We start from the raw sequence: 15,412 nt of genomic DNA, 5'->3' as shown, positions 1-15,412 counted from the left end.
GAATGAATTTTATTAAACGTGCAGTATTGAGTGTCAAAGCACGAAAAGGAAAGACTTTTTTACAGATTTTTATTTTTACAGTGATTTGTTTATTGGTTTTGACGGGTCTTACTATTCAAACAGCAGCAAAAAAATCCGCTGATCTAGCAAGGCAGTCTCTAGGCGGGAATGTGACTCTCCAGTTCGATACAGAAAAATTGATGGAAACTCAAAGAGCTGAAGGCGGACGCGTTCGTATTACACGCGATCCGATAGCCTTAGAATCAGCCGAAGAATTAGTTAGTTATGAAGATGTGAAGGGCTATAATTTCTATTCTAGTACGACAGGGATAGCAAGTGACTTTGAGCCAATTGAAGAAGAGTCCGAAGAGGTTATAGAGAATGAAGAAAGTCCTGTGGGTCAGGGACGTGGTGGTTTTGCAATGGGAGATATAAGTCTTGAAGGTGTCTTATTTACGGATTCCATTCAAGAATTTATTGATGGAGAATCCTCCATCGTTGAAGGTCGTCATTTAACAGAGGATGATGTAAACCAAAAGGTCACAATGATCGAGAATACAATAGCTGAAGAAAATGAATTGGTGGTTGGCGATACCATAAATGTTCAATCAGCTGATGAAGAACAGTCTGTATCACTAGAAATCGTGGGAATTTATGAAACAACTTCTACCGCAACTGATATGGGTGGCATGTCAATCGCAGCCTTGAATCCATTTAATAAGCTGTACTTACCTTATACAGCAGTAAATGAATTAAAAGGGACCGATTTTACAGGAACTATTGATCGTGCAATTTATTACATGAATGATCCAGAAAATATCAATCGATTTGTCAAACAAGCTACTCAAGAGAGTGGAATTGATTTTTCTACATATAAATTAGATGCTAATGATACGTTATATCAACAAATGATTGGGCCAATTGACAATGTTGCTTCCTTTTCCAAAAATGTTGTCTATTTAGTAACAATTGCTGGAGCAATTATTCTAGGTTTAATTATCATGATGTCAATCCGAGAAAGAAAGTTTGAGATGGGTGTACTCTTAGCACTCGGTGAAAAGAAATGGAAACTTATAAGTCAGTTGATTGTTGAAATATTGGTGGTTGTCCTCGTTGCACTCGGAATCTCAGCTGCAGGTGGTAACTTAGTGGCGAGTCAAGTTGGAGATCAATTACTGACGCAACAGCTCGAGAGTGAAGAAGCGAGCGAAACCCCTGAATCCTTCAGAGGAGCTGGTATGAGAGGTGGAATAGGTATAGGAGGACTAACGGTTCAGGAAGTAGAACCAGTGGATGAACTGCTAATTGAAATTACGTCAGAGGATATTGGTATGCTAGCCATCATCAGTTTCTTAATTGCAATAATTTCAACCATACTGCCATCATTGTCTCTTTTACGTTTACAACCAAAAATGATTCTGTCAAAACAAGACTAAGGAAAGAGGGATATTATGAATCAACTACTAGAGTTTAAAAATGTGAGTTATTGGTATAAGCATGAAAATAAACAGCAAAACATTTTAATAGACGTAAATGTCGGTTTTGAAAAAGGGAAGTTTTATACAATAACAGGTCCTTCAGGTTCAGGGAAAACTACATTTTTATCACTTGCAAGTGCCTTAGATCTACCAAAAGAAGGTCAAGTTTTATATGAAGGAAAAGATATTAATAAAATAGGATTATCAAATTTCCGAAGAAAATATGTTTCGATTGTCTTTCAATCATACAATTTACTTCCATATATGACGGCTTTACAAAATGTCATGACGGCGATGGAAATCACCGGATCAACTGTGCTCAATAAAAAGGAATATGCACTGAAAATGCTTGAAAGTGTGCATATTGAGGAAAAGCATGCAAGACAGAGGGTTTTGACACTAAGTGGAGGTCAACAACAACGGGTCGCAATTGCTAGATCTTTGTGCAGTCAATCTGATTTGATTGTAGCAGATGAACCTACAGGAAATTTAGACGAAAATACAGCAGCTGATATTGTTCGTATTTTTCAAGACCTTGCCCATAAAGAAAACAAGTGTATCATCGTTGTTACACATGATAATGATATTGCACGTAGCTCTGATATTATAGTAAAACTTTCCAAAGGAAACATATCACTAGTATCGAATAAAAAAGTGGCGTTAGTAAATTAATAATTGTCACTTCAACGTGGCTGCGAAGTAGATCGACAATGAAAATAACCTCTAAGGACATTATTTCCTTATGAGGTTATTATTTATTTCCTGACAAAATACATGAAAGAGGATATAGTGAAATAACCTCTCTTTTTTCTTTTTGAACACAATCAGAAGCACTTCACTTGCCGTACATGGAAAATCAACTCCCATTATTAAGTTCAGGGGAATTAACACTAGAGAAAGAAACCCCTATTACAAGGCGAAGTTATCATATTTATTTTCAATGAAATTTGGTCTGAAATTACAATACAGCTTTTGAATTTCACATAAAAACCCATCACGGAGACAAATCATTTTAGATTTGAAATAGTGATGGGTTGTTTTATATTATGCTAAAGCGTTTTGTCTCAAATGCTCGAGTTCTTCCAATCGATCTTGAAATTGCTCAACGGTCAATCCGTGCTCTACGGTATAACGGTTGCGTGGATGTGTACGACATTCATCTGTACAGCTACGCATGTACAGATGCTCGTTTTCTTCTGAACACAGAATTTTGTCGTTACATTCTGGGTTAGAGCAGTTTACATAGCGCTCACATGGTTCGCCTGTAAAATGATCTTTTCCAACGATAATGTGCTCAACATGATTAATAGGAACGGCAATGCGTTCGTCAAAGACATACATTTGACCATCCCATAGTTGACCTTGAACTTCAGGGTCTTTTCCATAAGTAGCAATTCCACCGTGAAGTTGGCCTACATCTTCGTAGCCTTCTTTTACTAACCAACCAGAGAATTTTTCGCAACGAATTCCACCTGTGCAATATGTTAAAATCTTTTTACCTTCAAATTGTTCTTTGTTCTCGCGCATCCAGGTAGGGAGATCTCGGAAGTTTTTGATTTCTGGTCGAACCGCACCACGGAAATGACCTAAATCGAATTCATAGTCATTGCGTGCATCAATTACAATCGTATCGTCTTGTTGCATTTTTTCGTAAAACTCTGTAGGGGACAAATACTGGCCTGTAATTTCGTTCGGATTGATATCATCTTCAGCAAGTCCAAGGTGAACGACTTCATTGCGAGCACGTACATGCATTTTCTTGAAAGCATGACCTTCGACGTCATCAATTTTAAACATCATATCGGTAAACCGTTCATCGTCCATCATCAAGTCCATATAGGCTTGTGCTTGCTCAACCGTTCCAGAAACCGTGCCGTTAATGCCTTCAGTAGAAACGATAATTCGTCCTAATAAGCCAATATCTTTACATGCAGCTAAGTGAGTTTGTGCAAATAGTTCAGGTTCTTCAATTACTATATATTTATAATATAACAAGACTTGATAAGCTTTGTTTTCCATTTAAATTAACCACCTTACATTTATACTAATTCAATCAATAATTATAGCATGAAAAGTGTGTCCTGACTATAAAGAATAGTTTGTTTGTACAATTGGAATACGATTAAACTAATTGTTATTATTAATATTTTTAATTAATGATATAAAATGTGTATTATAGGTAAATAGTAGATATAGAGGAGAAATTTTAAGATAGCTATCTTACCAAATATTTAACATTAAGTAACTTTTAAAAATTGTGAATTATAGCATGGGATCGAAATGAAAAATTTCACGCATACATTGTGCTATAACAGATGTGGTATGTTATTGGTATGTTAAACTGAAAATTTTCTTGAAAAGCGGTAGAAAAAATTTAATTTTCGATTTTGGGAAATCTCAAGTATAAAGGATGATAGAACGATGAAATTAACAGATGAGAGAGTCGTGCCAGATTTAATGAGCAATATGAATGGTTTATTATTAGAACATATCGCTCGTTATCATTTTGCAATTGATTATGGAAAAGGAGCAGTTCTTGATATAGCATGCGGTTCGGGTTACGGTGCACAATTAATCGCAAAAGCGCGTAAAGATAACATCTCCACTGTTACAGGAGTAGATGTATCATCAGAAGCGATTACTTATGCAAAGGGAAGATATTATCATCCTCTTGTTTCATTTAAACAGGGAAGTGTCGAGGATGACGATTTTATGGAATCATTAGGATTATTTGATACGATTATAAGTTTTGAAACAATTGAACATGTTTCAAATGACCGCTCTTTTTTTCTGCAGCTAATGAAAAGATTGAAACCTGGTGGCACGCTTGTCCTATCTACTCCTTTTGGAAAAGGAAGAGGGGAATCATGTAGCGCTCCATTTCATTATCATCAGTTAACTGTTGATGAATTTCACCATCTCTTTCATGACTATCCTCAAACTGAATTTTATTATCAAAGAGGGGTATTAATAGAGCCGCCGCGTAACTCTATGCATTACCCGATTGGATTAGCGGTCTGTAAAACAGAAGAATACTAAATATCGTCCTTAGAAAAGAATTGGGGGGTGAAAAAATGAGAAAATTAGAAAACAAAGTCGTGCTATATAAAAATGAGCAATATAAAGTAATAAAAGAATTCTCAGATGGATTTTATATGATACAAAATGTTCAACATGCCATTTATATCGAATTAGTATTGTATAAAGATATTGCATCCTGCACGATAGTACCTGAAGATTTTGCTGAGTGAAATAGTTTATTGTTTTTTACTAAAAAAGGTGAAATTCCCCTCAATTAATAGTCGGTTACTCTTCCTGTTCCTCAATATAAAGATGATGCTAATTTTCAAGTGACAAAAATCCCCATATCGACCAAAGACCCTTCCCTAATAAAATATACTAAACCTCCTAAATTCCGACAAAGAATCAAGGGATATGAGAAAGATTTCGCTGGATTATCGTGCAAGTTTAATAGTACAATTATTAGTACGATAATTCAGATAATTCAAAAAGAATACAATTATAAGGGGGAAACTACATGTATTCAAAAATTTTATTAGCATCAGATGGATCTAATCATGCTTTACGTGCGGCTGAATCGGCTCTTAAACTTGTTACAGAAAATTTCACGAAAGTGACCTTGTTATATATTGTGGACCCTAACAGAATTAAGAAAGCTCCAGCGAATTCAAAGTATGATGAGATTTTTTTCCGCCAAAAGCGAGAAGAGAAATTACAATCAACGGAAGATTTATTTATAAAGCATGGAGTTGCTTACGAAGTGAAAATGTTTAAAGGAGACCCAGAAGTTGAAATCATAAAATTTGTGAATCATCATCCCCACGAAATACTAATTATGGGTAGTAGAGGTTTAAGCACCTTGCAAGAAATGGTTTTGGGTAGTGTTAGCCATAAAGTAATGAAAATGGCTAAATGTCCCGTAATGGTTGTAAAATAAATGACAAGAAAACTTTGGCGAAATCCTACTTCCTTTGTGAAATAGGATTTTTTAGTTTTCTAAGTTTCTGTATAAAGTAGATTTACTAATACCTGTTTTTACTTTGATTTCCTCAAGAGAATATTTTTTGGAATGATACATCTCGATTGCTTCATTAACACTTACCATTGATTTTTTAGGACGGCCAGCATTGTTTCCCTTTTTTTGTGCTTCAAGTAAGCCGATTTTAGTTTTAGCGCTGATGGATTGTGATTGAAATTGTGCTAATTCTTCTATGATCGTGAGAAAAGAATAAGTAGAAGACTCCGACGTATTAATTTGATTTGCTAGAAATTGTACCGTTACTTTGCGTTTAGTTAATTGCTGCAACAATTCTAATAGATGGCGTGTTGAATCTGCTAGGACATAGAGGTTATAAACGTATATAACATCTCCAGCTTTCACGGTTGTAAGTAATGTATCTAATTTAACACGATTTTTAGCACTTGAATTATTTTCAATAAAAAGATGAGTAAGTTCAATATTGTCTAGTTTCTGTAATTGACGTGAATTTAGTTCATCTTCTTCGAAAGGTCGAATATATCCATATTTCACTGTGTCTAAAACCTCCCAATATAATTCATTAATTATATCACATGAGTTCATTTTAATCGTTCCTTTTTGGGAAGATTCATGATATAATCCAACTCGTGTCTACTAATAAAATATTTATAGAAAGATTATATAAGAAAATAATTAATGATTGGGATGAATGGATTGATCGATAAAATTAAATTAAATTGGTTTTCTAACATACGAGGAGATGTATTGGCAGGAATTGTAGTAGCTTTAGCGCTCATTCCTGAAGCGATTGCCTTCTCTATTATTGCAGGGGTTAATCCAATGGTTGGACTTTATGCGTCCTTCCTTATTGCTGTAATCATCGCGTTTGTCGGAGGACGCCCGGGGATGATTTCAGCTGCCACAGGGGCCATGGCTTTACTAATGGTGCCATTAGTGAAAGATTATGGTGTCGAATATTTACTCGCTGCCACAATTTTAACTGGAGTTATTCAAATCCTGTTCGGGGTCTTCAAAGTAGCAAAAGTTATGAAATTTATACCACGTGCAGTAATGATTGGTTTCGTTAATGCACTTGCCATATTAATTTTTATGGCGCAAGTTCCTCACTTCTTAGGCATTTCAAATTTGACCTACGTGTTTGTAGCCATAACATTAGTAATCGTCTATGTTCTTCCTAGATTTTTAAAGGCTATTCCAGCCCCATTAATTGCTATTGTTGCTTTAACAGCGCTTGCTATTTTTTCTGGTTTTGATTTAAGAACGGTAGGGGATTTAGGAACTATTACGCAATCACTTCCTTCATTCTTCATTCCAAATGTGCCATTTACTTTAGAAACAATCATGATTGTTCTGCCTTTCTCATTTGCATTAGCAATCGTTGGATTACTAGAATCACTTCTAACTGCCACAATTGTTGATGATATGACAGGAACAGATAGTGATAAAAACAAAGAATCACGTGGACAAGGGATTGCTAACATTGCAACTGGATTCTTCGGTGGTATGGCCGGTTGCGCTATGATCGGTCAATCGGTTATAAATGTAAAATCAGGCGGACGTGGTCGGTTGTCAACATTGGTTGCAGGTCTATTCCTCATGTTCCTCATCATTGTTCTCGGAGAGTTAGTTATTCAAATTCCAATGCCAGTCTTAGTAGGTATAATGATTATGGTGGCTATTGGTACGTTTGATTGGTCTTCGTTTACGTATTTGAAAAAAGCACCAATTACCGATTCTATTGTAATGGTAGCTACGGTCTCAATCGTTGTGCTAACTCATGATCTTTCTAAAGGGGTTATTGCAGGGGTAATATTAAGTGCCATTTTCTTTGTTGCTAAAATTTCTAAAATTGAAGTGGTAAAAATGATAAAAGGAAGCGAAGTATATTACGAAGTCAAGGGACAATTGTTCTTTGCTTCAGTCGAAAGTTTTGTTGATTCTTTTGATTATTATACGGAAAAAGAAAATATTGTTATCGATTTTTCTAATACTCAAGTATGGGATGATTCAGGAGTAGGGGCTATTGATAAAGTGATTTTGAAACTTAGAGGAAACCATAATCATGTCATAATTACTGGTCTTAACTCAAGTAGTCAGAAATTAGTTGAAAAACTTGCGGTTTATAATAATGAAAACGCAAAAGTATCAGCACATTAAACATTAAAAGAGGCGTTCTCAAAAGTCATGTAACCGACTTTTGAGGACAGCCTCTTTTTGTATTTATATTTTATTTACTCTTATTTTTAACAGGTGGTGTCTTGAATGAAGCAAAAATAATTGCTCCTACTAAGAACAGACCAAGATAACCGACAACTGGATAGAACATGCTAACTAATTTTGTGAATCCAACAAAACTTGCCAGATATGCGATGATGCCAGTTACGATGACGAATATTCTAAATTTTGCAGTTCCCATTTTAACGAAGCGTGCTGAGAACGAGAAAAACATCCCTACTGCCGTGTTATAAATCATAGCAAATAAGATAAGTGACATAAATAATCCGAGAATAGGATGAATATCATCAGCAATTTTTAACATAGGCATATCGAATCCTGCGACTACGTCAATTTTCGCAAAGATTGCCAAGTAGCTCAAGGTGATCAAGATTCCAAGACCGAGACCACCAAACAATCCACCACGAGCTGCAATCTTCTCATCTTTCTCAGTTCCACCCATAACGATAGCCATGGATGCTCCAACTGCGATGTTAAATGAAACATAATTAATGGAAGAAATAAACCAGTTTGGTAAAGAAGTAGGCTGATCATTTGCTAGTAAATTTAACTCGTTAAAAGTCATATCCATCGTGATAATGCTATAAACAGCAATTAAAACAACAGCTAGCACGAGGAATGGCGTCATACCTGCGATAATCGCGATGACTTTTTGGACGTTTAACATGATGGTGATAATAACTGCTACCACCATGACAGTACTGCCTAGAGTAGAGGATAGTCCGAATTGCTGCGAGAAAATTGAACCGGCTCCTGCAATCATGACGACCCCAACGCCAAATAAAGTGAGGATAATAATGCTATCGACAATTCTGCCAATAAACTTTCCGCTAATGCCATAAACTACTTCTTTATGTGAAGTCGTTTGCATTCTACTGCCGAGTCTCGTCAAATTCATGCCCAGGTAACCAAATAAGGCTGCCGAAATCAAGGCACCAACTAACCCCATATATCCAAAACTTGTAAAGTACTGAAGTATTTCTTGTCCTGAAGCAAATCCCGCTCCAACAACTATGCCTATAAAGGCACTACCCATCTGTAAACTTTTCTTCATGATGTCCCCCTGAATGTGACTATTTAGTAAGAAAATTCACACAAATTTGTATTTTAATATAATGAATCTTGAACCTTATACAACTTAACAAGATTCAAGACATTATTCAATGAAGATCACAATTCCCTAACCAAGGATGAATCAATAGGCCTGTGTAAATGGGAAATTATATAGTGAACTGTAATACTAATTAATGTAATAGACAAAGAAATATTAAATTTTAATGATAAATTGATAATAAATACAAATATAATTCAGTATGTATAACTTGTAATAGATTATAAGGATATGCTCACATTGAGATTTTAGAATCCATATTAAAATAATTCTACAGTTCAATCCTTATTAACTTTGAATGTGCTATTGCACGTTTTCTTCTTTAATTTGAGGGTAAATAAGATTAAGTAGAAGAGTAAGAAAAAATAAATAGTAAGAGAATAAATTTTTCACCAATTAGGAGGAAATTAAATGACAAAGAAAATATTAATGGTTTTAACTAGTACTGATAAAATGGGTGAAGATAATCCAACAGGTACATGGTTATCTGAATTTGCAGATGCTTACTTGGCGTTTAAGAAGCAAGGATACGACGTGACAGTAAGTAGTATTTTGGGTGGTAAAGCCCCTGTAGATCCTGCTAGCATTGATGAAAATACACCACAAGAGATTTTGGATGCCGAAAAGTATTTAGCGAATACAGTATCTATTGAAGAAGTCGAAATGGGTGAACACGAAGTAATATTCCTTCCAGGTGGTCATGGTACGATGTTTGATTTTCCTGAGAATAAAAAGCTACAGAGTTTATTGCGGGAATTTTATGAAGCGGACAAGTACGTAGTATCTGTATGTCACGGTCCAGCTGGTCTAGTCGGAGCTACACTTTCAAATGGTCAACCTCTCGTGAAAGGTAAACGAGTAAGTGGGTTCACGGATGCAGAAGAACGCGAGACAACATTAGATTCATTGATGCCATTTTTATTAGAAAGCAAACTTCGTGAACTTGGTGCTACAGTTGAAACTGTACCAAATTGGTCTGAACACTCAGTGGTAGATGGTAAGTTAATTACAGGACAAAATCCACAATCAACACCACTGGTCGTGAAAGAATTATTAAAGAAAATATAAATATAGCAAAGGGATTACACAGTATCTTGTGTAATCCCCTTGCTATATTTAATGTTATAAACTACAGGATTAAGATAGGTTAAATCAAATTTTTTATTTGTAATAAATAAATAGCAACAATATATTATTTTTAAAAATATGGAATGAAGATAGTATTTTCGATGCACATTTATGCCATGTATACTTCCAAGCTCGGATTTAAAAAACAGATATAGTTAAATTGTTAAAAATTTTAATTAAAACAAGGGAGCAGTGTTCATTACGTTGAACGGAATAGATAATCTTGTAGCAATGAGTATGGAAAGTGTAAGTAAATTTATTGTAATCCCAAATCCAAATAACTTTTTCGCAAATATATGTGAAAAAGCTATTTTCTATAAATTGCAAAATTAAATAAATTCCATTTTTTTATGATAAGATGTTTTAATATAAAATTCGTATAGATTGAGAAGGCGTTTAAATGAAAAATCGATTAATAATTGCTATATTTTATTTAGTTGGGTTAACGTTTTTGTCATTGGGAATTAGTTTAATTATTTTGGCTGATTTAGGTGCTGGTGCTTGGGATGCCATGTATGTGGGGTTAAATGAACATTTTGGCCTTAGTATAGGTACATGGATTTTTATTATCGGGATTTTACTAATTTTCATTAATGCGCTTCTATTAAAAGAACGAATTGATGTTTCTGCGGTGATCCCCGTAGTCACGATTGGGTTTTTAATTGATTTTTGGCTTTTATTTGTTTTTGATGATTTTCAGGTTCTTGTGCTTGCGATTCAAGTAGCTATGTTAGTTGGGGGAGTGGCAATCATTGCTGTGGGCATTGCTTGTTATTTACAGTCTAAAATTGCTCGCAACCCCATGGATACATTAATGATAGCCATTCAAACAATCACAGGGAAAAGCATGGCTGTCTCAAAAACGATGATGGAGCTTGGGGTGCTAATCATTGCATTCATACTTGGTGGTCCAATTGGTTTTGGTACGATATTTGTCACCCTGTTGATTGGTCCCATGATACAGTTATTCTATAGTCCGGTTACGAAGTTGCGTCACCGTCTATGTGAGGATGCTGATAGAGGTCCAGTCAAAGTTAATTCATAAACAAAAAGAGTTGAGGAATTCTTAGAGAATTCCTCAACTCTTTTTGTTTTGACTTACGTTAATTTTTAATGTGAAAACAAGTCTGTCGAGTGCTTCACATGGTTTTTCGTTTCTGGATCGACAAAGTGTTTCGCAGCATTAATGGCGATAGGTGCTTCACCAAATCCACAAGCGATAAGTTTAACTTTACCTTTGTAGATATTGCTATCACCGACAGCATAAACGCCAGGAAGTGTCGTTTCCATTTGAGAATTAACCTGAATCGCTTGGCGTTCCATATCCATGCCCCAATTTTTCATGTTGCCGATATGTGAACGGAAACCGTAGTTTACGATGACATGATCTGCCTTGAGTAATTCGACTTCTCCGTCTGATTTTCTCACTGCGATATGTGTAAAAGTGTCCCCTTCAGGTTCAAAATGGTCAACAACATAAGGTGTTTTGACAATGACCGAAGATTGATGAAGCAACTCTATACTGTGCTCATGCGCGCGGAACGAATCTCTTCGATGAACAAGCGTGACTGAGTTAGCGATTGGTTCGAGCATAAGTGCCCAGTCGACAGCTGAATCGCCGCCCCCAAATAACACTACATCTTTCCCGGCGAATGTTCCCATATCATTAACAAAGTAATGAAGTTGAGTGCTTTCGTATTTAGTTGCTTCCTTAAGTTCTAAGCGTTTTGGTTCGAATGCACCATTTCCTGTTGTGAATATAACTGTTTTTGTAAGGTGAGAACCTGCTTCAGTGGTTAGTTTCCATGTTCCGTCTTCTAAGCGAGTCATGTCCTCCACAGATTCACCAGTTATGATGGTAGGTGAAAAAATGGAAAGTTGTTCTGATAAATTATCGACTAAATCTTTTGCTCTTACTTTTGGAAATCCAGCAATATCATAAATGTATTTTTCAGGGTAGAGAGCAGTTAACTGCCCCCCGACATTTGGTAAACTTTCGATTATTTTAACTGACATTTGACGCATACCACCGTAAAAAGCGGTGAATAATCCAACTGGTCCTGCCCCTACTATAGTAAGATCATAAATTTTCATGTGAATCGAGCCCCTTTGTCCTTGTATTGTCTAAATTGATTCTACCACTTTCAAGGTATATGTAAGCAAATTTGGACATAATTCAGTCGAAAGGTGTAGTTGAAAGTGAAAAAGTTGTCACATATGACATACGTTTTTAAGCGTTATGTGAATTAATGGGATTTTAGCGTTTATTGAATGCATAACTTGATATTGATGTTAAATCCATAGTTTTAAAAATATTTTATGTTTGTTCAATGCCCTTAAGGGAATAATACAAATAAGGAAAACAAATCTTAAGGAGGAAATGAATAATGAGTGAATTCCAAAAACCTGAAATTGAGTCAGAGCATACGAAAGTAGAAAAGCGTCAGAAACAGCGAGAAGAAAATGAAAAAGAATTGAAACAAAATCAAAAAATGCATGATAATCGTCCAGAACAAAGTCTTAATAATCAACAGCAGGATTATCAGGTTGAGAAAGATTTAAACAATCAATCGAATGAAAATGAAAACGAGCAACATTTAAATGATTTAACTAATGATATTGCCAATAAACAAGGCCGTAATTTTAATTAAATGCTTTTAATTTTGAGTAAACCCGAACTTCAATGAATTGTGAAGTTCGGGTTTACCTATTTTCTAACACGTGATTATGGAGACGTGACTGTGACGGACGATTTTGTCGTCTTTGAAGGTTTTCCGAAGAGGTAACCTTGTCCTAAATCATAGCCTAAACTTTCACAAACTTGCGCTTCTTCGATTCTCTCGATTCCTTCTGCAAGTGTAATAATTCCAAGTGCATGTGCACGCTCATTCGCTTCATTTAAGAAGGCTAGTTTGCTTTGATCTTGATCGCAATTGGAAATGTAAGAACGATCGATTTTCACATAATCTGGTCTGAGTAATTCCAACATATCTAGGGTTGAGAATCCAGATCCAACATCGTCTAATGCAACTTTCATTCCTTCTTTTTTGTAACGATCTAAGACTTTTTTTAAATGTCCTACGTCAATAATCTTTTCGGTTTCTACTACTTCGAAAACTAAGTCTTCCGGGTTTACTTGATATTTTTCTACTAGTTTAAATGTATGTTGTAAGCAGAAATCTGGATTATAAATGGTAGAAGGTAAGAAATTTATAAAGCTTTTTGTGCCAACAGGAACGTTACCTTGACGCACTTTTATTGCTTCTTCACGAGCACGTTGATCGAGCAAAGAATGAAGACCAGTTTTAGCTGCAATATCAAATAATTTCATAGGTGAAAATGTCACATCTGAGTCTTTTGTTCTCAGTAAGGATTCGTACCCATACACTTCATTTGAGTGTAAATTAATAATTGGTTGTAAATGGCTAACCATTTGTCCATGTTGAATAAAGTTGACAGTATCTTTTTCATAAAAACGTAGTTTAAATGTTTGTATATCAATGACTTTCTCAAGTCGTTTCGTACGAGACAGTCCCATTTTTACGTCAGTTGAGTGGTTAAGTCTTATTAATTCGTCTTCAACCATGTCTAATGAGGAATATGGAGCGAAAGCGACATAATCATTCATTAATTGATATGCACTTGTTATATGTTGTTGAATCTGTTTGGATTCAATGAATATAAATCCTTCTTGATAAAAGTCAAATGAAATTCCGCAGTGAATGCAACTATTCAAAAAAAACACCTCAGTCCAATTAGTAATTAGTTAACTTTAGTATCACAATAAATTCCGGTTTCCGCAATAATGCATGAACGTTTTTGGGGGTTTAAATATGAATTATTTCCTTTTAAAAGGAACATTGATCAATAGTATCGAATACTACTTAAGGAATGAACACAAACGAAAAGTAGATTCAAAGCAAGTTAGAAATGTTTAATCAAAGAAAATTCTATAGAATGAGGTGTAAAGATGGCAATGTTTAGAGACGTAGGAAAAATTGCTGGGGAAGCTACCGGTTGGGTACTAGGAAAACCAATTGAATTTTTAGGACATATGACAAATAGCGACACGATTTCTTCAATTGGAAAAGGTGTAAATCAAACAAGTAAGTTTGCGGGGGACACAGTAGGACAAGTGGCTGATGGTGTAGTAAACACGTCTGTGGGTTATGTAACAAAGGATTCAGTGAAAAGTGAAGAAGGTAAGAATGATTTAAGTGATGCTGTTAACAAAACGGCTAAAGGAGTTATGTCTACTGCCAAAATGACCGTAGAAAATGGAAAAGATATTTACACGGGGTATGTAGATCAAGATAATGAGCGAATGAAAAGCGGTTTAAAAGGAATTGTAACGACCGTGGCAATTGGCGCTGTTGCAATTGGAGTAATGGATTTTTTAGGGGGCTCAGATCAAACATAGAATACAGCGATTAAACAAGATATGATGTATTAAAAAGCATATTGTGAGCACAATAAATTGACGGATTAATCTTTAATATTTATACTATACCTAATAAATTAAATACGTAACTTCCGATAAGGGGAGTAGCTATACAGCAAAATCGTCAATACAGGATCACAATCCTCGGTTTTGTTGGCAACAGTAGTTGTTTGCGAGACCTTACCAATTATTTGGTAAGGTCTTTTATTTTAAAAGAGACGTTGTAACCATTTGTTGGTTATAACGTCTCTTTAAATTTATTATAATTTAGAAGGAGGTTTAAGCTTGAAGACTTATCAAGAGCTTGCAAATACAGTGATTATTTCCACCAAGAAAAATCGACTTCTTAATTATGATGATTCGTTAGAACTTGTAGGGACAGGAAGAAGTGCATTTGCCTTTCGAATTAAGTTTTCAAATAAAGCAATTAAGATCTTTTTCCCTGATTTTACTCATGTTGCAAAAGAAGAGGCTGAAATTTATCATACGCTACAAAATATTTCCTATTTTCCAACGATCTATGAGTCGGGTCAGAATTATATTGTAATGGACTTTATTGAGGGAAGAACTCTTTATGAGTGCATAAATCATGGAGTATCCATAACGACAGATCATATTAATGAAATTGATGCCGCGTTATTAACAGCTTCCAATAGAGGATTAAATCCTTCTGATATTCACTTGAGAAATATTATTATTACACCTAATCAAGAGATAAAGCTTATTGATGTAGCTCGTTTTAGGCAAACGAAAGATTGTACCCAGTGGCATGATCTTAAATTAGTTTACCATCAACTATATCTCAAACGGTTTTTTCCAAAGAAAATACCAACTACTATGTTGAATATCATGGCTTTTTTATATAAAAAACACTTGCTACCCAGTTATTTATCATCTTCTAAAATGGGTTAGAGTAAAGTAAAGTGCTATTAACGAGGTATGATTCATACCGAAGTGCAAATTTATTAAATATGCATAATGCAGGAGCGGCAGTTATT

The 15,412-nt window shown here is 35.1% G+C and carries 16 protein-coding genes; 11 read left to right on the top strand and 5 right to left on the bottom strand.

The window, feature by feature from the left end; translation table 11 throughout:
- Positions 1–2: 2 nt before the first annotated feature.
- Together E2636_RS15000 and E2636_RS14995 are read left to right on the top strand one after the other, a co-directional pair.
- Positions 3–1,436, top strand: coding sequence for an ABC transporter permease (locus tag E2636_RS15000; RefSeq protein WP_134210931.1), 1,434 nt, complete (start codon positions 3–5; stop codon positions 1,434–1,436).
- A gap of 15 nt (positions 1,437–1,451) precedes the next feature.
- The gene (locus E2636_RS14995) at positions 1,452–2,150 is read left to right on the top strand and encodes an ABC transporter ATP-binding protein (RefSeq protein WP_134210930.1); all 699 of its coding nucleotides are present in this window, start codon (positions 1,452–1,454) and stop codon (positions 2,148–2,150) included.
- Positions 2,151–2,522: 372 nt separating this feature from the next.
- Here the strand turns inward: E2636_RS14995 and trhO are convergent, their stop codons facing one another.
- The gene (gene trhO / locus E2636_RS14990; RefSeq protein WP_134210929.1) at positions 2,523–3,497 is read right to left on the bottom strand and encodes an oxygen-dependent tRNA uridine(34) hydroxylase TrhO; all 975 of its coding nucleotides are present in this window, start codon (positions 3,495–3,497) and stop codon (positions 2,523–2,525) included.
- Positions 3,498–3,899: 402 nt separating this feature from the next.
- Between trhO and E2636_RS14985 the strand changes: the two genes are divergently transcribed.
- The 3 genes from E2636_RS14985 (at position 3,900) to E2636_RS14980 (ending at position 5,436) form a co-directional block, all read left to right on the top strand.
- Positions 3,900–4,517 (top strand): class I SAM-dependent methyltransferase, encoded by a 618-nt coding sequence (locus E2636_RS14985; RefSeq protein WP_134210928.1) that lies wholly within the window; start codon positions 3,900–3,902, stop codon positions 4,515–4,517.
- A gap of 35 nt (positions 4,518–4,552) precedes the next feature.
- A complete protein-coding gene (locus tag E2636_RS19070; RefSeq protein ID WP_166669540.1) occupies positions 4,553–4,729 on the top strand; it encodes a hypothetical protein in 177 nt (58 codons plus the stop codon).
- A 287-nt stretch (positions 4,730–5,016) separates the two neighbouring features.
- Positions 5,017–5,436 carry a universal stress protein gene (locus E2636_RS14980; protein ID WP_134210927.1) on the top strand — a complete coding sequence of 140 codons (420 nt, stop codon included), beginning with the start codon at positions 5,017–5,019 and terminating at the stop codon, positions 5,434–5,436.
- A 51-nt stretch (positions 5,437–5,487) separates the two neighbouring features.
- On the opposite strand, the gene E2636_RS14975 is transcribed toward E2636_RS14980, so the two are convergent.
- Positions 5,488–6,081: a recombinase family protein gene (locus E2636_RS14975; RefSeq protein ID WP_243840665.1), complete on the bottom strand. Its 594-nt coding sequence runs from the start codon at positions 6,079–6,081 to the stop codon at positions 5,488–5,490.
- Positions 6,082–6,174: 93 nt separating this feature from the next.
- On the opposite strand from E2636_RS14975, the gene E2636_RS14970 reads away from it, so the two are divergent.
- A complete protein-coding gene (locus E2636_RS14970; RefSeq protein ID WP_407670256.1) occupies positions 6,175–7,656 on the top strand; it encodes a SulP family inorganic anion transporter in 1,482 nt (493 codons plus the stop codon).
- A 70-nt stretch (positions 7,657–7,726) separates the two neighbouring features.
- On the opposite strand, the gene E2636_RS14965 is transcribed toward E2636_RS14970, so the two are convergent.
- Positions 7,727–8,788 (bottom strand): YkvI family membrane protein, encoded by a 1,062-nt coding sequence (locus E2636_RS14965; protein WP_134210926.1) that lies wholly within the window; start codon positions 8,786–8,788, stop codon positions 7,727–7,729.
- 468 nt (positions 8,789–9,256) lie between these two features.
- Between E2636_RS14965 and E2636_RS14960 the strand changes: the two genes are divergently transcribed.
- Both E2636_RS14960 and E2636_RS14955 read left to right on the top strand, forming a co-directional pair.
- Entirely contained in the window at positions 9,257–9,913 is a 657-nt protein-coding gene (locus E2636_RS14960; protein ID WP_134210925.1) for a type 1 glutamine amidotransferase domain-containing protein, read from the top strand.
- A 460-nt stretch (positions 9,914–10,373) separates the two neighbouring features.
- Positions 10,374–11,018: a YczE/YyaS/YitT family protein gene (locus tag E2636_RS14955; protein ID WP_134210924.1), complete on the top strand. Its 645-nt coding sequence runs from the start codon at positions 10,374–10,376 to the stop codon at positions 11,016–11,018.
- 65 nt (positions 11,019–11,083) lie between these two features.
- Here E2636_RS14955 and E2636_RS14950 read toward each other — a convergent pair whose 3' ends face one another.
- The gene (locus E2636_RS14950) at positions 11,084–12,067 is read right to left on the bottom strand and encodes an NAD(P)/FAD-dependent oxidoreductase (protein WP_134210923.1); all 984 of its coding nucleotides are present in this window, start codon (positions 12,065–12,067) and stop codon (positions 11,084–11,086) included.
- 293 nt (positions 12,068–12,360) lie between these two features.
- Here E2636_RS14950 and E2636_RS14945 point away from each other — a divergent pair, with 293 nt between their 5' ends.
- A complete protein-coding gene (locus E2636_RS14945) occupies positions 12,361–12,624 on the top strand; it encodes a hypothetical protein (protein WP_134210922.1) in 264 nt (87 codons plus the stop codon).
- A 74-nt stretch (positions 12,625–12,698) separates the two neighbouring features.
- Here the strand turns inward: E2636_RS14945 and E2636_RS14940 are convergent, their stop codons facing one another.
- Positions 12,699–13,718: an EAL domain-containing protein gene (locus E2636_RS14940; protein WP_407670255.1), complete on the bottom strand. Its 1,020-nt coding sequence runs from the start codon at positions 13,716–13,718 to the stop codon at positions 12,699–12,701.
- 225 nt (positions 13,719–13,943) lie between these two features.
- Here E2636_RS14940 and E2636_RS14935 point away from each other — a divergent pair, with 225 nt between their 5' ends.
- Positions 13,944–14,393, top strand: a complete 450-nt coding sequence (locus tag E2636_RS14935) for a hypothetical protein (protein ID WP_134210920.1) — start codon at positions 13,944–13,946, stop codon at positions 14,391–14,393.
- A 306-nt stretch (positions 14,394–14,699) separates the two neighbouring features.
- Entirely contained in the window at positions 14,700–15,326 is a 627-nt protein-coding gene (locus E2636_RS14930; protein WP_134210919.1) for an AarF/UbiB family protein, read from the top strand.
- The last annotated feature ends 86 nt before the right edge of the window (positions 15,327–15,412 follow it).

Origin of the sequence: Paenisporosarcina antarctica (genome assembly GCF_004367585.1) — a bacterium.
Taxonomy (GTDB): domain Bacteria; phylum Bacillota; class Bacilli; order Bacillales_A; family Planococcaceae; genus Paenisporosarcina; species Paenisporosarcina antarctica.
Note: the sequence above shows the minus strand (reverse complement) of the source record. Positions and strands in the feature narration are given on the sequence as shown.

Bases quoted from the DNA above. Each gene is read 5' to 3' on its own strand.
- E2636_RS15000 (WP_134210931.1), top strand. From the start codon at position 3: ATGAATTTTATTAAACGTGCAGTATTGAGTGTCAAAGCACGAAAAGGA.
- E2636_RS14995 (WP_134210930.1), top strand. From the start codon at position 1,452: ATGAATCAACTACTAGAGTTTAAAAATGTGAGTTATTGGTATAAGCAT.
- trhO (WP_134210929.1), bottom strand. From the start codon at position 3,497: ATGGAAAACAAAGCTTATCAAGTCTTGTTATATTATAAATATATAGTA.
- E2636_RS14985 (WP_134210928.1), top strand. From the start codon at position 3,900: ATGAAATTAACAGATGAGAGAGTCGTGCCAGATTTAATGAGCAATATG.
- E2636_RS19070 (WP_166669540.1), top strand. From the start codon at position 4,553: ATGAGAAAATTAGAAAACAAAGTCGTGCTATATAAAAATGAGCAATAT.
- E2636_RS14980 (WP_134210927.1), top strand. From the start codon at position 5,017: ATGTATTCAAAAATTTTATTAGCATCAGATGGATCTAATCATGCTTTA.
- E2636_RS14975 (WP_243840665.1), bottom strand. From the start codon at position 6,081: ATGAACTCATGTGATATAATTAATGAATTATATTGGGAGGTTTTAGAC.
- E2636_RS14970 (WP_407670256.1), top strand. From the start codon at position 6,175: ATGATTGGGATGAATGGATTGATCGATAAAATTAAATTAAATTGGTTT.
- E2636_RS14965 (WP_134210926.1), bottom strand. From the start codon at position 8,788: ATGAAGAAAAGTTTACAGATGGGTAGTGCCTTTATAGGCATAGTTGTT.
- E2636_RS14960 (WP_134210925.1), top strand. From the start codon at position 9,257: ATGACAAAGAAAATATTAATGGTTTTAACTAGTACTGATAAAATGGGT.
- E2636_RS14955 (WP_134210924.1), top strand. From the start codon at position 10,374: ATGAAAAATCGATTAATAATTGCTATATTTTATTTAGTTGGGTTAACG.
- E2636_RS14950 (WP_134210923.1), bottom strand. From the start codon at position 12,067: ATGAAAATTTATGATCTTACTATAGTAGGGGCAGGACCAGTTGGATTA.
- E2636_RS14945 (WP_134210922.1), top strand. From the start codon at position 12,361: ATGAGTGAATTCCAAAAACCTGAAATTGAGTCAGAGCATACGAAAGTA.
- E2636_RS14935 (WP_134210920.1), top strand. From the start codon at position 13,944: ATGGCAATGTTTAGAGACGTAGGAAAAATTGCTGGGGAAGCTACCGGT.